At 65.3% G+C, this 20,275-nt stretch carries 7 protein-coding genes; 2 read left to right on the top strand and 5 right to left on the bottom strand.

The window, feature by feature from the left end; translation table 11 throughout:
- Positions 1 to 100: 100 nt before the first annotated feature.
- Both rpoB and GFD25_RS00260 read left to right on the top strand, forming a co-directional pair.
- Complete coding sequence (rpoB, locus tag GFD25_RS00265) at positions 101 to 3,631, top strand: DNA-directed RNA polymerase subunit beta (RefSeq protein ID WP_163229031.1); 3,531 nt, start codon at positions 101 to 103, stop codon at positions 3,629 to 3,631.
- 169 nt (positions 3,632 to 3,800) lie between these two features.
- Positions 3,801 to 7,811, top strand: a complete 4,011-nt coding sequence (locus GFD25_RS00260; RefSeq protein WP_163228772.1) for a DNA-directed RNA polymerase subunit beta' — start codon at positions 3,801 to 3,803, stop codon at positions 7,809 to 7,811.
- Positions 7,812 to 8,192: 381 nt separating this feature from the next.
- Here GFD25_RS00260 and GFD25_RS00255 read toward each other — a convergent pair whose 3' ends face one another.
- The 5 genes from GFD25_RS00255 to GFD25_RS00235 all read right to left on the bottom strand — a co-directional run bounded on the left by GFD25_RS00255 (position 8,193) and on the right by GFD25_RS00235 (position 20,247).
- Positions 8,193 to 10,490: a transglutaminase-like domain-containing protein gene (locus tag GFD25_RS00255; protein WP_163228770.1), complete on the bottom strand. Its 2,298-nt coding sequence runs from the start codon at positions 10,488 to 10,490 to the stop codon at positions 8,193 to 8,195.
- Between the two features lie 296 nt (positions 10,491 to 10,786).
- Positions 10,787 to 11,986, bottom strand: coding sequence for a DUF58 domain-containing protein (locus GFD25_RS00250; RefSeq protein WP_163228768.1), 1,200 nt, complete (start codon positions 11,984 to 11,986; stop codon positions 10,787 to 10,789).
- Between the two features lie 128 nt (positions 11,987 to 12,114).
- Positions 12,115 to 13,197, bottom strand: coding sequence for an AAA family ATPase (locus tag GFD25_RS00245; RefSeq protein ID WP_239512317.1), 1,083 nt, complete (start codon positions 13,195 to 13,197; stop codon positions 12,115 to 12,117).
- Between the two features lie 175 nt (positions 13,198 to 13,372).
- On the bottom strand, positions 13,373 to 18,934 hold the full coding sequence (locus GFD25_RS00240) for a fibronectin type III domain-containing protein (RefSeq protein WP_163228764.1): 5,562 nt from the start codon (positions 18,932 to 18,934) through the stop codon (positions 13,373 to 13,375).
- On the bottom strand, positions 18,931 to 20,247 hold the full coding sequence (locus tag GFD25_RS00235; RefSeq protein ID WP_163228761.1) for a serine/threonine-protein kinase: 1,317 nt from the start codon (positions 20,245 to 20,247) through the stop codon (positions 18,931 to 18,933). The genes GFD25_RS00240 and GFD25_RS00235 overlap by 4 nt, the downstream gene beginning before the upstream one ends.
- Positions 20,248 to 20,275 lie beyond the last annotated feature (28 nt).

Genomic DNA, 20,275 nt, shown 5'->3' with positions numbered 1-20,275 from the left:
CTGAACGGCGCTTGTCGGGGAACTAAGAACAGTATCGAACGAACAAGCGAGCGATAAGGAACGTCCATTGGCTACTGAGTCTACGACGAATACCACCACCATGATCGCACGCGCCGACCAGCACGACATTGACGTGCACAAGGCGTCGGACCGTGTGAACTTCGGCTCCATCCGCGAGCCCATCGATGTGCCCTACCTGCTGGGCGTGCAGACCGACAGCTTCGACTGGCTGATCGGCTCGGAGCGCTGGAAGAAGCGCGTCGAGGAGGACGAGAAGAACGGCACCAACACCGTGCCGCATATGTCCGGCCTCGATGAGGTCTTCAACGAGATCTCCCCGATCGAGAACTTCGCCCAGACCATGTCGCTGACCTTCTCGGACCCGTACTTCGAGGAGCCGCGCCACACCGTGCAGGAGTGCAAGGAGAAGGACTACACCTACTCCGCGCCGCTGTATGTGAACGCTGAATTCGAGAACGGCGACACCGGCGAGATCAAGTCCCAGACCGTGTTCATGGGCGACTTCCCGCTGCAGACCCCGCACGGCACCTTCATCATCGGCGGCACCGAGCGAGTCATCGTCTCCCAGCTCGTGCGCTCCCCGGGCGTCTACTTCGACCGCTCCACCGACCGCGCGTCCGGCAAGGAGGTCTTCGGCGCGAAGATCATCCCGTCGCGTGGCGCCTGGCTCGAGTTCGAGATCGACAAGCGCGACGTGCTCGGCGTGCGCGTCGACCGCAAGCGCAAGCAGTCCGCGATCGTCTTCCTCATGGCCATCGGCATGACCAAGCCGGAGATCCGCGACGCGTTCGAAGGCTACCCGCTGGTGCTCGACGCCCTCGACAAGGAGACCGTCGAAACGCAGGACGAGGCCCTGACCGACCTCTACCGCAAGATCCGCCCGTCCGACACCGCCACCCCGGAAGCCGGCCGCAACCTGCTCGACTCCTTCTACTTCAACACCAAGCGCTACGACCTGGCGCGCGTCGGCCGTTACAAGATCGACCGCAAGCTCGGCCTCGAGCACGAGATCAACGATCGCTCGCTCAAGCGCGAGGACATCATCGCCACCATCAAGTACCTGGTGACGCTGCACGCCGGCGACGCGACCTTCCCGGGCAAGCGCAAGGGCCAGGACGTGGACCTGCGCGTCGAGACCGACGATATCGACCACTTCGGCAACCGCCGCATCCGCCAGGTCGGCGAGCTGATCCAGAACCAGCTGCGCACCGGCCTGTCCCGCATGGAGCGCGTCGTGCGCGAGCGCATGACCACGCAGGACGCCGAGGCGATCACCCCGCAGTCGCTGATCAACATCCGTCCGGTGAACGCCACCATCAAGGAGTTCTTCGGCACCTCCCAGCTGTCGCAGTTCATGGATCAGAACAACCCGCTGGCCGGCGTGACCAACAAGCGCCGTCTGTCGGCCCTGGGCCCCGGCGGCCTGAGCCGCGACCGCGCGTCCATGGAAGTGCGAGACGTGCACCCGTCCCACTTCGGCCGCATGTGCCCGATCGAGTCCCCTGAAGGCCCGAACATCGGTCTGATCGGCTCGCTGGCGACCTTCGGCCGCGTCAACCCGTTCGGCTTCATCGAGACCCCGTACCGCAAGGTCATCGACGGACAGGTGACCAACGAGGTCGAATACATGACCGCCGACCAGGAAAACGACCATGTGATCGCCCAGGTGAACCAGAAGCTCGACAAGGGCGGCAAGTTCGTCACCGACACCGCGCTGGCGCGAGCCGACGAGGAAGAGGCGGTCGACGTTCCGGTGAGCTCCGTCGACTACATGGACGTCTCGCCGCGCCAGATGGTTTCGATCGGCGCCTCGCTGATCCCGTTCCTTGAGCACGACGAGGGTCACCGAGCGCTGATGGGTACCAACATGCAGCGTCAGGCCGTGCCGCTGGTCGAATCCGAGCGCCCGCTCGTGGGCACCGGTTCCGAATGGCGCGTCGCGTACGATTCCGGCGACGTGATCATCGCCGACAAGGCCGGCGTCGTGACCTACGTGTCCGCCGACCTGATCCGCGTGATGAACGACGACGGCACCCAGTCCAGCTACAAGCTGGCCAAGTTCCAGCGTTCCAACCAGACCACCTGCTACAACCAGCGTCCGATCATCAAGAGCGGCGAGCGCGTCGAGGCCGGCACCGTGCTGGCCGACGGCCCGGCGATCGAGAAGGGCGAGATCGCGCTCGGCAAGAACCTGCTGGTCGCGTTCATGCCGTGGAACGGCTACAACTACGAGGACGCCGTGATCATCTCGCAGCGTCTCGTGCAGGACGACACGCTGTCCTCGATCCACATCGAGGAGTACGAGATCGACGCCCGCGAGACCAAGCTGGGCGCCGAGGAGATCACCCGCGACCTGCCGAACGTGGGCGAGGACGCGGTGGCCAACCTCGACGAGCGCGGCATCATCCGCATCGGCGCCGAGGTCGAGGCCGGCGACATCCTCGTCGGCAAGGTCACGCCGAAGGGCGAGACCGAGCTGACCCCGGAGGAGCGCCTGCTGCGCGCCATCTTCGGCGAGAAGTCCCGTGAGGTGCGCGACACCTCGCTGCGCGTTCCGCACGGCGAGACCGGCACCGTGATCGCGGTCAAGGAGATCACCCGCGAGGATGCCGAGGAGGACGGCGACGAGCTGCCGAACGGCGTCAACCAGATGATCCGCGTGTACATCGCGCAGCACCGCAAGATCACCGTCGGCGACAAGCTGTCCGGCCGTCACGGCAACAAGGGCTGCATCTCGCGCATCCTGCCGGAAGAGGACATGCCGTTCCTCGCGGACGGCACCCCGGTCGACATCATGCTCAACCCGCTGGGCGTGCCGTCGCGAATGAACCTCGGCCAGGTGCTCGAGCTGCACCTCGGCTGGATCGCGCACTCCGGCTGGGACATCTCGCTTGACCCGGACCTCGAGGCCGAGTGGAAGAAGTACGTGCCGGCCGGCGCCGAGAAGGGCGAGCCGGGCACGCCGATCGCCACCCCGGTGTTCGACGGCGTCAAGCCGGAGGTCATCAAGGGCCTGATGAAGTCGACCCTGCCGAACCGCGACGGCGACCAGATGGTCGGCGAGGACGGCAAGGCGTGGCTGTTCGACGGCCGCACCGGCGAGCGTTTCGGCAAGCCGATCTCCGTGGGCTACATGTACATGTTGAAGCTCCACCACCTGGTCGACGACAAGATCCACGCGCGTTCCACCGGTCCGTACTCGATGATCACGCAGCAGCCGCTGGGCGGCAAGGCCCAGTTCGGCGGCCAGCGCTTCGGCGAGATGGAGGTGTGGGCCCTCGAGGCCTACGGCGCCGCCTACACGCTGCACGAGATGATGACCACCAAGTCCGATGACGTGGACGGCCGCGTGCGCGTCTACGGCGCGATCGTCAAGGGCGATAACCTGCCGCCGGCGGGCATCCCCGAGTCGTTCAAGGTGCTGCTCAAGGAAATGCAGTCCCTGTCGCTGAACGTCGAGGTGCTCAACGCCGAAGGCGTGGCCATCGACATGAAGGACGAGGACGACGACCCGGTCTCCGCAGGCGACGATCTGGGCTTCAACATCGGTGCCCGCCCCGACGCGGCCGCCAAGGAAGACCAGAAGGCCGAGACTCCGGAATACCAGTGATCCGCAAGGCGTGCGGCCTGGCTCGGGCGCGGGGAGGAACGCGGCAATGCGTTCCCTCCGCGCCGGCGCCGACCGGACGCCGTCCCACGAAACCGTGAACGATCCGACGCGTGCGACGCGTCGAACAACGTATCGAAACCATCGATAGATTTACAGACAGGACAATAGAGTGCTGGACGTCAACGCATTTGACAAAATGAGGATCGGCCTGGCCACCGCCGACGACATCCGCGGCTGGAGCCACGGCGAGGTCAAGAAGCCCGAAACGATCAACTACCGTACCCTCAAGCCCGAGAAGGACGGTCTGTTCGGCGAACAGATCTTCGGCCCCACCCGTGACTGGGAGTGCGCCTGCGGCAAGTACAAGCGCGTGCGCTTCAAGGGCATCGTGTGCGAGCGATGCGGCGTCGAGGTGACGAAGTCCCGCGTGCGCCGCGAGCGCATGGGCCACATCGAGCTGGCCGCCCCCGTGACCCACATCTGGTTCTTCAAGGGCGTGCCGTCGCGACTGGGCTACCTGCTCGACATCGCGCCGAAGGACCTCGAGAAGGTCATCTACTTCGCCGCGTACATGGTCACCAAGGTCGACGAGGAGCAGCGTCACCAGGACCTGCCGGACCTGCAGGACGAGTTCGACACCGAGATCAGCCACCTGGCCAAGCGCCGCGACAACGAGATCGAGGAGCGTGCCAAGAAGGTCGAGGCCGATCTGCACGAGCTCGAGGACGCCGGCGAGGCCACCGGCGCCAACAAGGCGAAGCTGCGCAACGGCGCCGAGCGCGACATGGCGGCGATCCGCCAGCGCTACGACGACCAGATCCAGCGCCTGAACGCCGTGTTCGACCGCTTCAAGAACCTCAAGGCGGGCGACATGGAAGGCGACGTCGACCTGTGGCGCGAGATGGAGGACCGCTACGGCGACTACTTCGAGGGCTGCATGGGCGCGGAGGCCATCAAGAAGCGCCTGCAGGACTTCGACCTGGAGGCCGCGTCCAAGCAGCTGCGCGAGGAGATCGACACCGGCTCCGGCCAGCGCAAGGCCCGCGCCCTCAAGCGTCTGAAGGTTATCAACGCGTTCCTGACCACCGAGAACAAGCCCGAGGCCATGGTGCTCGACGTGATCCCGGTCATCCCGCCGGATCTGCGCCCGATGGTCCAGCTCGACGGCGGCCGTTTCGCCACCTCCGACCTCAACGACCTGTACCGCCGCGTGATCAACCGCAACAACCGTCTGAAGCGACTGATCGAGCTCGGCGCCCCCGAGATCATGCTCAACAACGAGAAGCGCATGCTCCAGGAGGCCGTCGACTCCCTGTTCGACAACGGCCGTCGCGGCCGCCCGGTCACCGGCGCCTCGAACCGCCCGCTCAAGTCCCTGTCCGACATGCTCAAGGGCAAGCAGGGCCGTTTCCGCCAGAACCTGCTCGGCAAGCGCGTTGACTACTCGGGCCGTTCCGTGATCGTCATCGGCCCGTCGCTGCGCATGCATCAGTGCGGCCTGCCGAAGCCGATGGCCCTCGAGCTGTTCAAGCCGTTCGTCATCAAGCGCCTCGTCGACATGAACTACGCGCAGAACATGAAGAGCGCCAAGCGCATGGTCGACCGCGGCGACACCGAGGTGTGGGGCGTGCTCGAAGAGGTCATCTCCGAGCATCCGGTGCTCCTCAACCGTGCGCCTACGCTGCACCGTCTGGGCATCCAGGCGTTCGAGCCGATCCTCGTCGAGGGCAAGGCCATCCACCTGCCGCCGCTCGCCTGCGCCGCGTTCAACGCCGACTTCGACGGCGACCAGATGGCCGTGCACCTTCCGCTGTCCGCGGAGGCGCAGGCCGAGGCCCGTTCGCTGATGCTCGCGTCCGACAACATCCTGAAGCCGGCCGACGGCCACACCGTGACCATGCCTTCTCAGGACATGATCCTGGGCCTGTACTGGCTGTCCACCGTGCTTGATGGCGCCAAGGGCCAGGGCCGCGTGTTCTCGTCCATCGCCGAGATGCAGATGGCGCTCGACCTGCACGAGATCGACATGCAGGCCAAGGTGCTTGTGCGTCTGCCTTCCGACTTCGTGCTGCCGACCGGCTGGGAGCCGGGCGAGGTCGAGGTCGTCGACCCGGAGCCGGGCAGCCCGGCCGTGGTCCGCGAGGAGCGTTTCAAGGACGGCACCGTCCTGTTCGCCACCTCCATGGGCCGTCTGCTGTTCAACGAGACCCTGCCGACCGACTATCCGTTCGTCAACGAGCAGGCCCCGAAGAAGGTCCTGTCCCGCATCGTCGACGACATCGCGACCCGCTACTCGACCGCCCAGGTGGCCGCCACGCTCGACGCGCTCAAGGATCTCGGCTTCACCCGCGCGCCGTGGTCCGGCGTGACCTTCGCGTTCTCCGACGTCACCGAGCCGCCGGAGCGCGAGGCTCTCGTCGCCGAATCCGAGGCCCAGGTCAACAAGATCAACCAGCAGTACGACCTCGGCTTCTTCACCGAGGACGAGCGTCGCCAGGCGATCATCGACGAGTGGACCAAGTGCACCGAAAAGGTGTCGGACGCGGTCGTCAAGCACTTCGACCCGCGCAACAACCTGGCCATCATCGTCCAGTCCGGTGCACGAGGCAACATGACCCAGATCAACCAGATCGCGGGTATCCGTGGCCTGGTGAACAACCCGAAGGGCGAGGTCATTCCGCGACCGGTCGAGTCGAACTACCGTCAGGGCCTGTCCGTCCTGGAGTACTTCATCTCCGAACACGGCGCCCGTAAGGGCCTGGCCGATACCGCACTGCGTACCGCCGAGTCGGGTTACCTGACCCGTCGTCTGGTCGACGTCTCGCAGGACGTGATCGTGCGCGAGGAGGACTGCGGCACCAAGAAGGGCCTGCCGATGCGCGTGGCCGACCGCAATGCCGACGGCACGCTGCAGCTCGTCAAGGCTGCCGACGGTGGTCCGTACTCCCGTCTGCTGTCCGCCGACGTGGTGGATCCGGCCGACGGCACCACCGTGCTGTACAAGCGCGGCGACGCGCTGAGCATGGACGTGCTCAAGGACCTCGTGGCGCATGGCGTCGAAGAGGTCAAGGCCCGTTCCGTGCTGACCTGCGAGTCCAAGCGCGGCGTGTGCGCGAAGTGCTACGGCTGGTCGCTGGCCACCAACAAGCTGGTGGACGTCGGCGAGGCCGTCGGCATCGTCGCGGCCCAGTCCATCGGTGAGCCTGGTACCCAGCTGACGCTGCGTTCCTTCCACTCCGGCGGCGTTGCGGCGGCTTCCGACATCACGCAGGGTCTTCCTCGTGTCACCGAGCTTTTCGAAGCCCGTACCCCGAAGGGCGAGGCGCCTATCGCCGAGTTCCCGGGCGTGATCAAGACCGACGTGGAAGCCGATCATGTGTACCAGATGACGCTGACCCCGGACGACCAGTCCGTCGAACCGATCGTCTACAGCGTGACCCGTCGCGCGCCGCTCAAGGTCAAGGACGGCCAGCACGTCGAGGCCGGCACCCAGCTGACCGAAGGCTCCGTGGATCCGAAGAAGATCCTTCGCATCCTCGGACCTCGCGCCGCTCAGGTGAACATCGTCGAGGAAGTGCACACCGTGTACCGCGACCAGGGCGTCGACATCCACGACAAGCACATCGAGGTCATCGTGCGCCAGATGCTGCGCCGCATCACCGTCATCGACTCCGGCGACACGTCGCTGCTGCCGGGCGAGCTGGTCGATCAGGCGCGCTTCAAGGAAGCGAACATGAACGCCGTGAAGAACGGCGGCAAGCCCGCCGCCGGCCGTCCGGAGCTCATGGGCATCACCAAGGCCTCGCTGGCCACCGACTCGTGGCTGTCCGCCGCCTCCTTCCAGGAGACGACGCGCGTGCTCACCGAGGCCGCCCTGAGCCAGAAGGTCGACGACCTCAAGGGCCTCAAGGAGAACGTCATCATCGGTAAGCTCATCCCCGCCGGCACGGGCCTCGCCCGTTACCGCAACGCGGTGGTCGAGCCCGACAAGGCGATCCGCGACACCATCTACCCGAACTTCGGTCTGGGTGGCGGCACCGACGCGGACACCGACTTCTCCGATGCCGACCTGTCCGACGTGGACTTCGCGAACATCGATTTCGGCGATCTGAAGCTCGGCGACGACTTCAACCCGGACGACTACCTGGACGACCAGGGCGGCCAGGGCGATTTCGAGTGATCCGAGGGGATCGCGAACGAGGCTTCCGCGCATAGGAGCGGAAACCCTAGGCCACGAACATGAGCCGATCTGAGGGGGCGGCCGGAAGGAATTGACCTTCCGGCCGCCCCTCTGTCGTTCGGAGCTTCTTTGTGGCATACCATTTCCGCGTGTACGGCCATACGGGGCGACGCGACGGATGCCATGCGGGGGCTGCGAGGATGGGGAGGCGAGCATGCCGGCGGCGAGCGTCGCGGTCGGTGCCATGCATGAGTTGCGGGGACGGGGACCATTGGGCGGGAATGTCGCGTACGAATCCTGGCTGTCGGTCGTGTGGCGTGCGATTGCATGGCGTGCGATTGCATGGCCTGTGGTCGCATGGTGCGCGGCCGCGGACATGGTTCAGCACCGCCCGATCATTCCGCGGCAGGACAGTCTTGCCCTCACGCGCCGCGGCCGGGAACACGCCTTCAGCAGGCCCCGTCGTAGGAGCATCACCTCCTTCCAATAGGTGCGTGCATCATCATCGTCCGGCGTACGACCGGAGAACATCGCATCATCCGCGAACCGTGCCGCGGCGAGCAGCCGCATGACCAGCCTCGTGACGGAATCCGTGCCGGTGCCGGGAAGGGCTTCGGCGATCCGTCGCGCCTGCTCGAGTCGGGTCGCCGTCCCCCGGGTCTCCTGCGGAACAAGCATGCCGCATTGCAACGCCTGCGCCATGAGCGCGCGCCATCCCTCCTCGATCCGGCGCCCGGGCGAACCGCGGCAACGGATAACCGTCGTCATCAGCCATTTGAACGCCATCAGGGACAGGCACGCGGACAGCATGACCCATACCGGACCGCCGTACGTCAGCACCATGACGACGATACGCGCCGCTATATGCCATGGGGAATCGGGGGCTGCGGGTTCGGCGTCGTCGCCTCCGACCGTCGACCGTCCCTGTACCGTATGATCCTCATCCGGCGGGTCGGTCAACGGCGGCAGCGGATGGCGCATCATCGTCCGCGCTTCGGGGATCGACTCGGCATTGGCCTCAAGGGTATGCGATTCCTGCGGCGACGGGCGGAACATGACCCATCCCAGTCCGTCCAATTCGATTTCCACCCATGCGGCGATATCGTTGCCCGTGAACTCCACATGGGTCGTACCGTCCGCCCGGACCACGGTACGACCCATGTCCGGATCGCCCGTCTCGTCCTTGGGCAGGAAACCCATCACCACGCGGGAGGGCAATCCCACATGGCGGGCCATCAATGCCATCGCCGAAGCGTACTGCTCGTCATCGCCGACCATGACGGTGCCGGACACCAGTTCGTCAAGACGTTTGCTTCCATGGCCCGGGGCCGACGGGTATTCGTCCCGGCCCCCGTGCGAAAACCATCCGCGCTCCCGCAACGCGCGCGTCAGCAGTTGGGCCGCATGCCCGTCCGACCGCCGGGCGGACACGGCATCGTCGGCGAAACGCCGCAACGATTCGGGAATCTCCTCGGGAGCCGGAAGAACGGCATTCCCCGCATCGGCTTCGGCGACGGCGGAATCATCCGGTTCGGACACGACGGTACCGACCTGCACGTAGGAGGTTCCCCGTCTGAGACCATGGGGCAATATCGCCGAACCAGTGGCATCATCGTGGAACGCGACGCCGTCGACGGCCTCATCCGATACCGCGATGGCGGATACGGTGCCGGCGGTCGGCAGCCATATGTCACCGAAATTCACTCCCACGGTGAACGTCGCCGTAAACGGTTCCCCGGTTGTCTGCCCGCCCGTTCCGGTCGCGTCCGGTCCGGAACGGGCGGGCGAAGACGCCGAAGGCTCCATTGGCGCAGGCGTCGCCACGGAGCGTATGCGACTGAATCCTTCCCGTCGCGATGATGCGCGTCGCCCGGCAGACAGGTTCCACACGGTGCCGTCGAACGCCTCCATGACGGCGAGTCGTATCGGCGTTCCGGCCGGCAGTCCCGTGACGCTCAGCGCGACGTCGTCTCCGAACCGCTTGACATAAGCCCGCATGCCGCTGAGCGGACTCGTATGATCCTGCAGGATGACCGGAGGCTCATAGCGGTCCCGTAGCGTGAAACGTCGCGCTTCGACGAGTCCGCAGACGGCCATGGCCGTCAGAACGGTGACCAACGTCATCGACACGGGGATTCTCCAACGCGCGAACGGCCGGATCGTCTTGCCGTGAACATGTTGCGCGCCGGCATGTCTTCGTGACGTGGCATCGGTCCGGGACGACGCATGCGCCTGCCGGGATGAGGAAGGGGCCAGAGCGGCCAGCGTCATCAGCGTGGCGGCGATGCCAGCCTGCGCCCGCAGGAATCCAGCAGCGGTTCCCAACGACGCGCACAGGCCGAATGACGCCATGGACAGCACCGGCGTCAGCACAACCGGCATCATTCCGACGCGCGGGCGAAGCGGCGCATGCCCTTCGAACAGACAGACCCCCAAAAGGAGCGAGACCCACAGGCAGATGGTCCATACCGCGGACAGCGACCCATCGGAGGTTCCTATCGGCGGGGCCACGGCAAGCAGATACTGAAATGAGCCGACCGTTCTCACCCACCCTTCGGACACCACGGAGAACATGGATGCCCGGTCCGAGCCGCTTATGCCGCCGACGGCCAGCGGGCCGACGAGGAACTGTCCGGCCGACAGCAACGACAGCCTGAGCCAAGGAACGATCCGTGACATGACACGGTCGAATACGCGGCCCGTCTCCCGGATGGCGTCGCTCCGGCCGGAAGCACGGCCGGGCATGCCGGATTGCCCGGTGTCGCGCGCCGTGGAACCCATGACAAGGGGAAGGACCGCCGCGGACATGCCATATACGCATGCAGCCAAGGCGACGAAAGCCCAGCGCAGAACATCCCCGTAGACATCGATGAGATTGGACGATGCCAGCAACGGCAACGATACAGGCAGACACATGCGCCTCAGGACCGATGACCGGTCATGACACGGAACGGAACGAGTGACGACGTGACCGGTCATATGATCGCCCCCATGACCTTCGGCAGATCGGCCAACGCGCCCACGACCGCCACCGTGCCCCATGCCGCCGTCCTAACGGAAGGTCTTTCGCCAAAGCGGATACGGAACGACACCTGACGTGTGCCGGACGTTTCGTCCCGCGTGTGATGACCCGTCCATTCGGGAGACGTCGCCGACCCGGAGACCATGAACCGGTATGCGACTCCTTCGCCGCCGGACCACATCGTGGATGTAGGGAGAGCGGAGGCCTCCGGGCGTTCACCGCGACCGGCATCGGACCCATTCGGCGCGATCCCGCTGCAATGATCCAGCCACGCCGGCACGGATGCCGGGCGCAACGTCCATGTGCCGTCCGTGACGATCAGCGGGCGGCGAACGGACAGGCACGCCTCGCCCAAGGACGCGTACACCGCCACGGCGAGCTCGAATTCGTCCGATCCGGAGTAACCATTCGGATCGGCATCCACCGCCATCACGGTGGCGATCCGCATCCATGGCTCATATTGGCGAACCATCGGCACGCCGGTCTTCGCCGAACTCGGCCAGTGGATGCCACGCACGGGATCCCCCGGACGGTATTCGCGCAAGGACAGGAAATCCAGACCGTCATCGACCGTGCCGTTGACGGGGGATCCCTCCGGCGATCGCAACGAGCCGGAGGCCGGCAGGAGACACCACACGGTTCGAGGCCAAACCCGCACCGTAATGGCGTCGGACATGTACCGTCGGCGCAAGACAAGACCGAACGGATCGCCGACACGCATGCACGCCGGTCCGATACGCAATATGGTGCGTGACGACGCCGTCCATGAACGGTCCAAGGTCACGGATGCCCCATCGGCCAACGGCGGAATCTCGAACCACTCCTCCGTGCGGGACGTGGACGACGGTTGCGGGACCGAGGTTCCCGTCGCGTCGTCGAAGGAACGCGTTCCGGCGATCGGAACGACCAGCCGGATGACGAACCGTCGTTTTCCGCAGCCGAACCGTCGTCGTGCGCCATACGATGCCGTGAGCCGCAATCGAACCTCATCGCCCTGCACGATGGCGTCGGGAGCTTCAAGCGTGACATGCAACCGGCCGCCGCCCCGTGCCATCAGCATCGCGTATGCCAGCGGAATGCCGAACGCCATGCCGGCCGACAGAAATTCGCGCCATCCGGTCAACGGCCAGACCATGAGACACACCAAGGTCATGCACGATGCCGTCCATCCGCGTGGGGACAAGCCGACCGACCTTATCCGGTCATCCAGCATCCGACGCAAGCGATGCATCCGCACTGGCGGAAACGATACGAACATGCCGGGCATCGACGTACCTCCCCTCATGCGTCTCTCTGCGGCATACGCTTGCGCGCGTACGCGGCAGAAGGTTTGCCGGACTTCGATGAGGTGCCTGATCGGGGAACAGGCACCTCATCCAACGCCCGCGACACCACGGTTCCGCCGGTGTCTCCCGCGAGCACCGCATCGGGACGGAGCGTCAGACGATGCGCGATCACGAACGGGGCCAACGTCTTGATGTCGTCGGGAATCACATGACCCCTGCCGTCGGCTGCGGCCCAAATACGGGCGCATCGGACCAACGCCAATAACCCGCGAGTCGAGGGCCCGCTTGCCGTGGCTTCGGAGCTTCTGACATGTTCGACCACCCGAACCGCATAATCGAGCATGCCGGCGGCGACATGGATGGATCCTGCCATGCGCCTCAGTGCCAATACCCGTGGTCCGTCAAGCACCGGTGACACCGTGGCGGAACGGTCCGGAACGTCAAGCTGACGCGCCAGGGCCAGGCTCGTCTCATGACCGGGATGCCCGAGCGCGGCCACGATCATGAAACGGTCCAGCTGCGCTTCCGGAAGACGATAGGTGCCCAGATGATCCGCGGGATTCTGCGTGGCGACCACCATGAACGGCTGCGGCACGTCATGCACGGTGCCGTCCGCCGTCACGCGGTGCTCATCCATGACCTCCAGAAGCGCCGACTGGGTTTTCGCCGACGCGCGGTTGATCTCGTCGGCCAGGACGATGGACGCGAACACCGGTCCGGGGCGAAACGAAAACGATGAACTGTCCCGGTCATAGAACGTCACTCCCAGGATGTCCGACGGCAAGAGATCGGCGGTGAACTGGATTCTGCCGAACGAAACGTCAAGGGAACGGGCAAGGCCCTTCGCCAACTGGGTTTTGCCGGTGCCCGGCTCGTCCTCGATCAGCACATGACCGTCGGCCAGCAATGCGGTGACGCACAATCGCACTGGCAACGACTTGCCCACCACGACTTTGCCGATATTGTCCGCCAGCGCGTCGAATCCCCGCTTCAACGCGAGAACGGCATCCGTATCGTCGCAGGAGGCCGTATCATGTCCGGGCCTCCCATTGACGGTCATGCCCTGCGATGCGGTCATGCCCTGCAGAGTCGAAATCCGTGATCCGGCGTACTCCGGGACACGGTGGACCGGCCCCTCGTCCGCATCGGTTGGAACGGACCGGTGTGGGAAGCCCATAGGCCGGTTCGGCCGGGAACGTGTGTCATCGTTCCTGATCCACGTCGCATCGTCCGAGGACGTGATGAGTGTCGTGTCATCCATCATGCCTCCTTGCCGGGTATGCGGCCGGACTGCGTAAAGACGTTGCCGGCTTGGCCGGTTCCGAATGGCGCTCGGCCTCGGGAACCGGCGTGAACGTGATGCTGGTGCCGGCAGGCGCCGCCGACGCCTTGAGCGGATGCACCGTCGCGGTTATCGTCAACGCGGCGGCATCGCCCTTGCCCTCGTCGCGGTCCGGATCGTCTGAGAACGGCGCATCCTCGTGCGTCGACTGCCGGAGCCGCCGCCATAGGTGACGAATCGAGGAGGAGTCCTTCGGTGTGGGGCCACCGCCTTCCTCGATCTCGTCGAGTCTGAACGATGCCGACGGCTCGTCGCATCGCAGTTCCCGCGACACGGAACCTCCCAGTATGATCTTCGAACAGCCGGCGTTGCGCAGGTTGCCCAATGTCACGTTCACCGTGAACGTATCGGCGTCCTGTCTTACGTCCACTTGCGGAGGGTCGGGGTCGCTCCAGACGAGGGCATCGTCGCCGGACGTGCCGGAGACGCCTGCGCCCGCCTGGTTGTGAGCCGTTACCGTTGCCCGGAATCCGACGCCGTCAAGGACCGTTTCATGCGCGACGGCGAACGTCGCCTGCGTCGCATCCACGGTTTTCGTGTCGCGATGTCCGCCGGCCGTGTCAGACAACGTCACGGTATACCGTTGCGGACGGCTTCCCGCATACGACGGTTCCTGCCATCGCACCGTCACGGTGCGATATCCCGCCTCCACGGTGATCCCGGTCGGTTGCGTGGGCACCGTATCCGGCATGACGCTGACGGAAGCCGACGCGTCGGACCATCCGACGTCATTGCGCGCCCGAACGACGAACGTATGAACCCGGCCGTTTGCCAACCCGTCGATCAGACAAACAGTGGCCATGCCGCAGGATTGCGAGCCGTCACCCCATTCGACCGCGTATTCGATGATCGGGCTGCCGTTGGCGGCACCGGAAACCCATGACAGTTCCGCCGAAGCATTCGAAGCCCGGGCATCCGACGGCAGCATCAGCGGGGCGGACGGGCGGTCGATCACGGTCACGGCGATCGACGTGACCACCTGACGGTCCACGGTATCGGTGGCGTCCTTCACCGTCACCCGTACGGTACCGGACACGGCTCCGGATCCTTCGGCAGCCGACACCGTGACCATGCCGTTCCCCGCGCATTCGGTCACATCGATCGCGTCGGAACCCTCGACCGTGCAGGCAGCCACCGACAATCCGACGTCCGGGAACGGATCATAGGCGCCTTCCAGCACGTTCGTCGATTCCCGGGATCCGGCACGCAGGGTGAGCGTACGGCCAACGATCTTTGCCAAGGGGCGTGAGGAGGCCGACACCCGTACCGTGATACTGCCGTCGACCGTTCCCCGTTCATGCATGATGCTGACCGGAATGACGCGGATGGTCCCCGGCTTCGTGTCATCGGGCGCGCCCACCGTCAACCGTCCATCCTCGCTTACGGAGACATCAAGCATGCCGGCCTCGTCTCCGGCGCTGGAGTACCGGTAGGTGCGGGCGGCGCCATCCGCACCCGTGGGCGTTCTGGTGAGCATCGTCAGGTCAAGCGAGACGGCCGGCTCTCCCGCCGCCACATCGACGGTCGTTGACAGGAACGTCGGGGGCGGAGCATCGCCGCCGATCACGGTGATCCGTAACGTCAGGACGGCCGTGTTGACGATGCGGCCCGTGCCGGACTCCGCCGGCGGCACATCGGATACGGAGAACGTAATGGACGCCGGACCGGAATAGCCGGTCTGCGGAACGAACCGCAACGTCTGCGCGTCGACGTACGGCGATCCCTCCGACGCCTTGGTCGCGCTCACCGTATCCGGTGCCGTCACGTACGCCGTTTTTCCCGGCCCCACCCGCACATGTTCGGCCAGTCTGATCGTCAGCGATTCGCCGTCGTTCACGGTCAACGTCGGCGCCTGCGGGCGGAGCGTCGGCGCGAACACGCCATAGGCCGGCACATGGATGAACGCGGTGACGGCGATGCCATGGGTGACATTGGTCACCGTATAGGGGATCGCGCGGGCCGATGGCGTCAGATCGATGGAAACGATCGTGGAACCCGCGTCGCCCCGACGTCGCGCATGCGACGCCGCCGACGGATCCACGTCCACGACCAGCTCTTCCACGGTGCCGGACGGGTTGCCTATCCACGCCGAGACATCCACCTCGACGGATCGCTTGTCGACCGTATCGGACGGCGGCACCCGATAATCACGGGCGGTCGGTGCCCTGATCGGGGCCTGCGCGTCGACGCGTACGCTCAGGGTCGCCGTATCGGCCAAACCGGTTTCATGCCGCACCGTATATGCCGCATGATACGTTCCCGGCTCGGACGGCGTGACGAACGACAGCATGTCATGCTCCACCTCGACCGCGGACAGGCCCTGCACGTCGGCCACCGCCTCCAGTGACAGCGCCGAGCCGTCCGACGACAGATCGTTGTCCGCCACCGCAACCGCGGCGTTCACGTTCGGACGCAGCGTCACCGTGTCGTCGCGAGCCATCACACCGAAACCGGAATCGCCCTGGCATACGGCGACGCGCACCGACGCCTGCGCCCGTCTTCCGGACCAGTCCTCCACGGCGTAGGAGAACGAATCGGTGCCCGATGAATCCGGATACGCCTCATAGGTCAGGTGTTCCGCTCCGACCTCCACGATCCGGCCCAATCGTGGGACCTGATCGCCCAATCCCAGCAGCATGACGTCGTCGCCGTCCACGTCGATGCCGGACAAGGGAATGTCGATGCGAACCATTCGCCCGGCGGTGGCCTGCGCCTGAACGGAACGCGGCAGGGGAGCGGGCTTGTTCCGCGCATCGGCCTGATGCACCTCGAGACGAATGACGCCGTCGGCGACGTTGCCGGAGTCATCGCGCACCGTGTACCTCGCCTCGTACGATCCCGGATGATCCGCCGCCTGATAGCGGATGGTATTGCCGGATACGAAGATCAGACCATCGAATGACGTCGCTTCGTACTGAAGCCCATTGTCCAACATAATGATGGAGCCGGTCGCATGACGGACATGATCCCGGATGTCCGTCGACGTGATGCCTCCGGTACGGACCCGCAACGTGATGTCCTCCGCCACGATCATATGCGCCGTTGCCGGCGCCGGAGGCTGCACCGTGATCGACCCGTATGCCGTGCCGGCGGCATTCGCCGCAACATAACGCACCGTGACGGATGATGCAGGAATGCGCGTCGCCGACAGATGCACGCGGCCTGCGACGACGATCGCGTCGATGCCCGATTCCGTATCGGGTTCCACCGCAATCAGACCAAGCGCGCCGGCCATGGGATCGACGTCGTTGTCCAACGGATCGACGACCGCCGAACCGTCCTCGCCAAGCAATGCCACGTCATTGACCGTAATCGGAGGCGCATGGCGTTCCGTTGCCGAATGCACGTCCACGCGAACCAGTCCGCCGGTGGATACGGTCCCCTGCATCAAAGTGAACGGCAGATAATAGGTGCCCGGTTCGTCGGCCGTGACCGTGAACGACAGACCGTCCTCATCCCGGTCGACCGTCATCCCCTCTGCGGTCTGCACGTCGTCCAACACCGTTGTGGCGGTAGACGTGACATGCACGTATGGCTTCAGATCGACGACGGCCGGCGTTCCCGGGCTGGCCGTCACCGTCACGGGATCGACCCTCGCCGGCAATGTGCCGGGCGGATGCACCGAGCAGTATATGGTTCCGGTGCCTATGGCGACGCCGTCATACACCGTCAGTTCCACGCCGACGCGGCCTTGAGCAGTCGGACCGGCGATGAATTCCACCAACCCGTCCGTCCGGACGCCGACCTGCGTGCCGTCATCCCGTGTATCGGGAATCGTCGCCGCCAGCAGCGTCAGAGGATCCCCGTCCGGGTCAAGAAACGATTCCAACGCGTTCAGATCGGCCAATGTCCCCTGTTCCACGTCGTATTGCATAGGAGTGCCGATCTGTCGCGGAGCCCGATTGCCGTCCGACCCGACCACCTCCATAACGACCTGCGCCGTGGAAACCCGTCCCCGTCCATCGTCGACCTCATAGGTGAACCGAGCTTCGACGGTGTCCCGGTCCGAGACGGACACCCGTTGCGCGTCGATCTGCAGATATCGGCCGTCGTGAACCGTGGACACCGAGATATCCGCGCCCGATGGCGCGCCGACACGACTGATCCGCAATACCGCGCAGTCGGCCTGCTCATCATTGCCCAACACGTCCAGTAGTCCCGAAAATCCCGCTCGTATGCCCAGCCTATCGTCCACGGCACGCAACGAACCCGAATCCTGGGTGCAGGATTCGGCGTATTCCCGCCGTTTCCCGGCAATGGCCGTCGATTCGCCTTCGTGACGATCGTCGCCGTTCTCGGCGGAAGGCGCATGCCACGGGACGTCCAGGGCCTCCATGGCGGTGTCCGGATCCCACAGCGTGCCGGTCGTGACATCGTTCAGCACCACCAAACGATGGTTCGTCCTGAATCGCAGATCTCCGGAAGCGGATACCGCATCCAGGCTTTGGAATACGCCCGGCGTTCCATCCGCATCGCGTCCGTCGGAACCGCAGACCCGACGGTAGTTGAATGCCCTCTGGCTCCATGCCGCATAGACGCAGCCGCCTACGGACACGGGTCGCGCCGGTTCGCCGCCGCCCGTGGTACGCAGCACGGTAGGGGTCGCTTCACGGTCTTCGGAATCCAGCTTGATCAGGAACAGTCCGGTGTCATCGGACGCCGCCACCCAAGAGCCCTGATCGCCGTTGACATCCGGATCCTGCAGGGTCAGCCGACGGTCGGAGCCGGTATCGGCGGAGCCTTCCCGCCATCGTATGACGCCCTGCGCCGCCACGACCGGCACGCCGGAGACGACCGTGAAATCATCGGCATCGAGACGGGCTCCACCGCTGAGCGATCCGAGTCGGGAAACGGAACAGGAGACGTCGGAGGACAGCACCATACCGTCATGAGGGCGATAGCCATACACCGTACCCGTATGATCCACCGTCATCAGCCCGCCGGAACCGAGTTCCATGCAAGGCCTTGACGACTGATCGGCGGCGTTCAGATCGTCCACGCGCATGATGCGCACGCCGCCGTTTTTCGGATCAAGCAACGCGACCACGTCGGACCCCAACGATGCCCGCACATTCGCGGGGAAAATGGCCTGGGCCTTTGCCTGTGCGGTGGAGGCGCCCAGCGAGGTCACGGTGCCGTCCTCGACAAGCACCGTGACGTCGTCGTGCTGGACGACGTCGAATCGTGCCGTACCGACCGGCACCGATGCATCGATCTCACCGGCACGGACATTCAGCCTTGCGGCGGTCCGGCCGGACGAGGACGTCACCCACACCGTGCCGTCATCCAAATGGACCATGCGGCGAGCCGCGGACACGGAATATACGGCGCCGACGATGACGGCGACGAGCGCCAGTGCCGTCAGGACCGTGGCGATGCGATGAGTCTGCGAGCCGTGTGCGGTTTTTCCGTTCGTCGTGCGTTTCTTGTGTCGGGTGGGGTGTTTGGAGAGGAGGGGAATGTTGCGGTTCATGGTGTGTCACCTGTCGGCATCCGGTTCGTTGCGTTGTTCGTGTGCGTCGTGTGGGGCGTGTTGTCCTGGGCCGTGTGATGGTCGTTGTCGGCAGTTGCGTCGAGTAGGTCGTCCGGCATGGACCGTCCGCGGCGGTTTGCGCTCGGGGTTTGGGGATCCTTGTCGGTTACGATGCCGGACGGTCCGATTTCGGCAGGGTGTTCGGATGATGGCGTGATGCTTGCCGGTGGGAGCGGTATCGCCAGTGCGACGACGAGCAGCGTTATCAGCGGTGACATGAGACGGGGCAGGGGAGCGATCGCGCGTTTCGCGTCTGTCCGGGGAGCGGATCCGTTCGCGGCGTTTTCGGTTTGTGGTCGATCGGAACGGTTCGGCGTTCCGGCGGAGGTCCGGTTATGCGTGGCGTTGCGTGCCGAGTCGTTCCCCCGGCCGTGACGTTCGTGGCGGGCCGCGTGTTCCAGGGCGTTTCGGAAGTCGGCCATTGACGCGAACCGGTCGTCGGGGTGCTGCGCCATCGCCCGGTACAGTACGTTGAGAACCCGTGCATGAGTGTCGCCAGGGGGCATATGGCCGTTGCCGGAGCGAGTCGGATCGTCCGTGGCGGGCCTGTCGTGTGATTGCGAGGAGGCGGTATCGGGACGTTGGAGGGGAGGTTTCCCGGTCAGCAGCGCGAACAGCGTCGCTCCCAGCGAGTACATGTCGGATAGGTCGGTGCCGCCGTTGATGCCGGCAAGCACTTCGGGGGCGGACCAAGCCGGTGACAGTCCGGTGACCGTGTCCGAGCCATAGAGGTCGGCGCAGATCCCGAAATCGGCGAGCAGCGGCATTCCCTGTTCGTCGAGCAGCACGTTGGACGGTTTGATGTCCCGGTGCACGATGCCGTGGCGGTGCGCTTCATGCAATGCGTCCGCCAGTCGCATCCCCATGTCGGCCACGTGATCCGCGCTGAACGGACGTTTGCCCAGAAGGTCGGCGCACGAACCGTTCGGAGCGTATTCGAGCAGCAGACAGCCACGTCCGAGATCGTCGACGAACGCGTCGTGTGCGGTCAGGATGTTCGGATGGTCCGACAGCGTCGTCAGGGCGCTTGTTTCCGCCTGAAACCGTGCGAGGTCCGTATCCGAAAGGCGACGTTTCGTGATTTTCACCGCGAGGTCGCCGTCCTGTCCGTGGTCGCGGCCGGCTGTCCGGTACAGGCATACGTCGGCCGTGGCCCCTGAACCGAGCACGTGCGAGAACGTGTATCCGGGTATCGTCGCCGGCCGCCAGGGGAGTTGGGCATCTCGGCCGGGAGCATCGTGACCGGTCATCATGTCACCTCCTTCGTCGGATGAGCTGCGA

The sequence above is a fragment of the Bifidobacterium aerophilum genome (assembly GCF_010667685.1).
GTDB classification, from domain to species: Bacteria; Actinomycetota; Actinomycetes; order Actinomycetales; family Bifidobacteriaceae; genus Bifidobacterium; species Bifidobacterium aerophilum.
The sequence above is the reverse complement of the archived record's forward strand: the minus strand, read 5'-3'. Positions and strand labels throughout refer to the sequence as shown.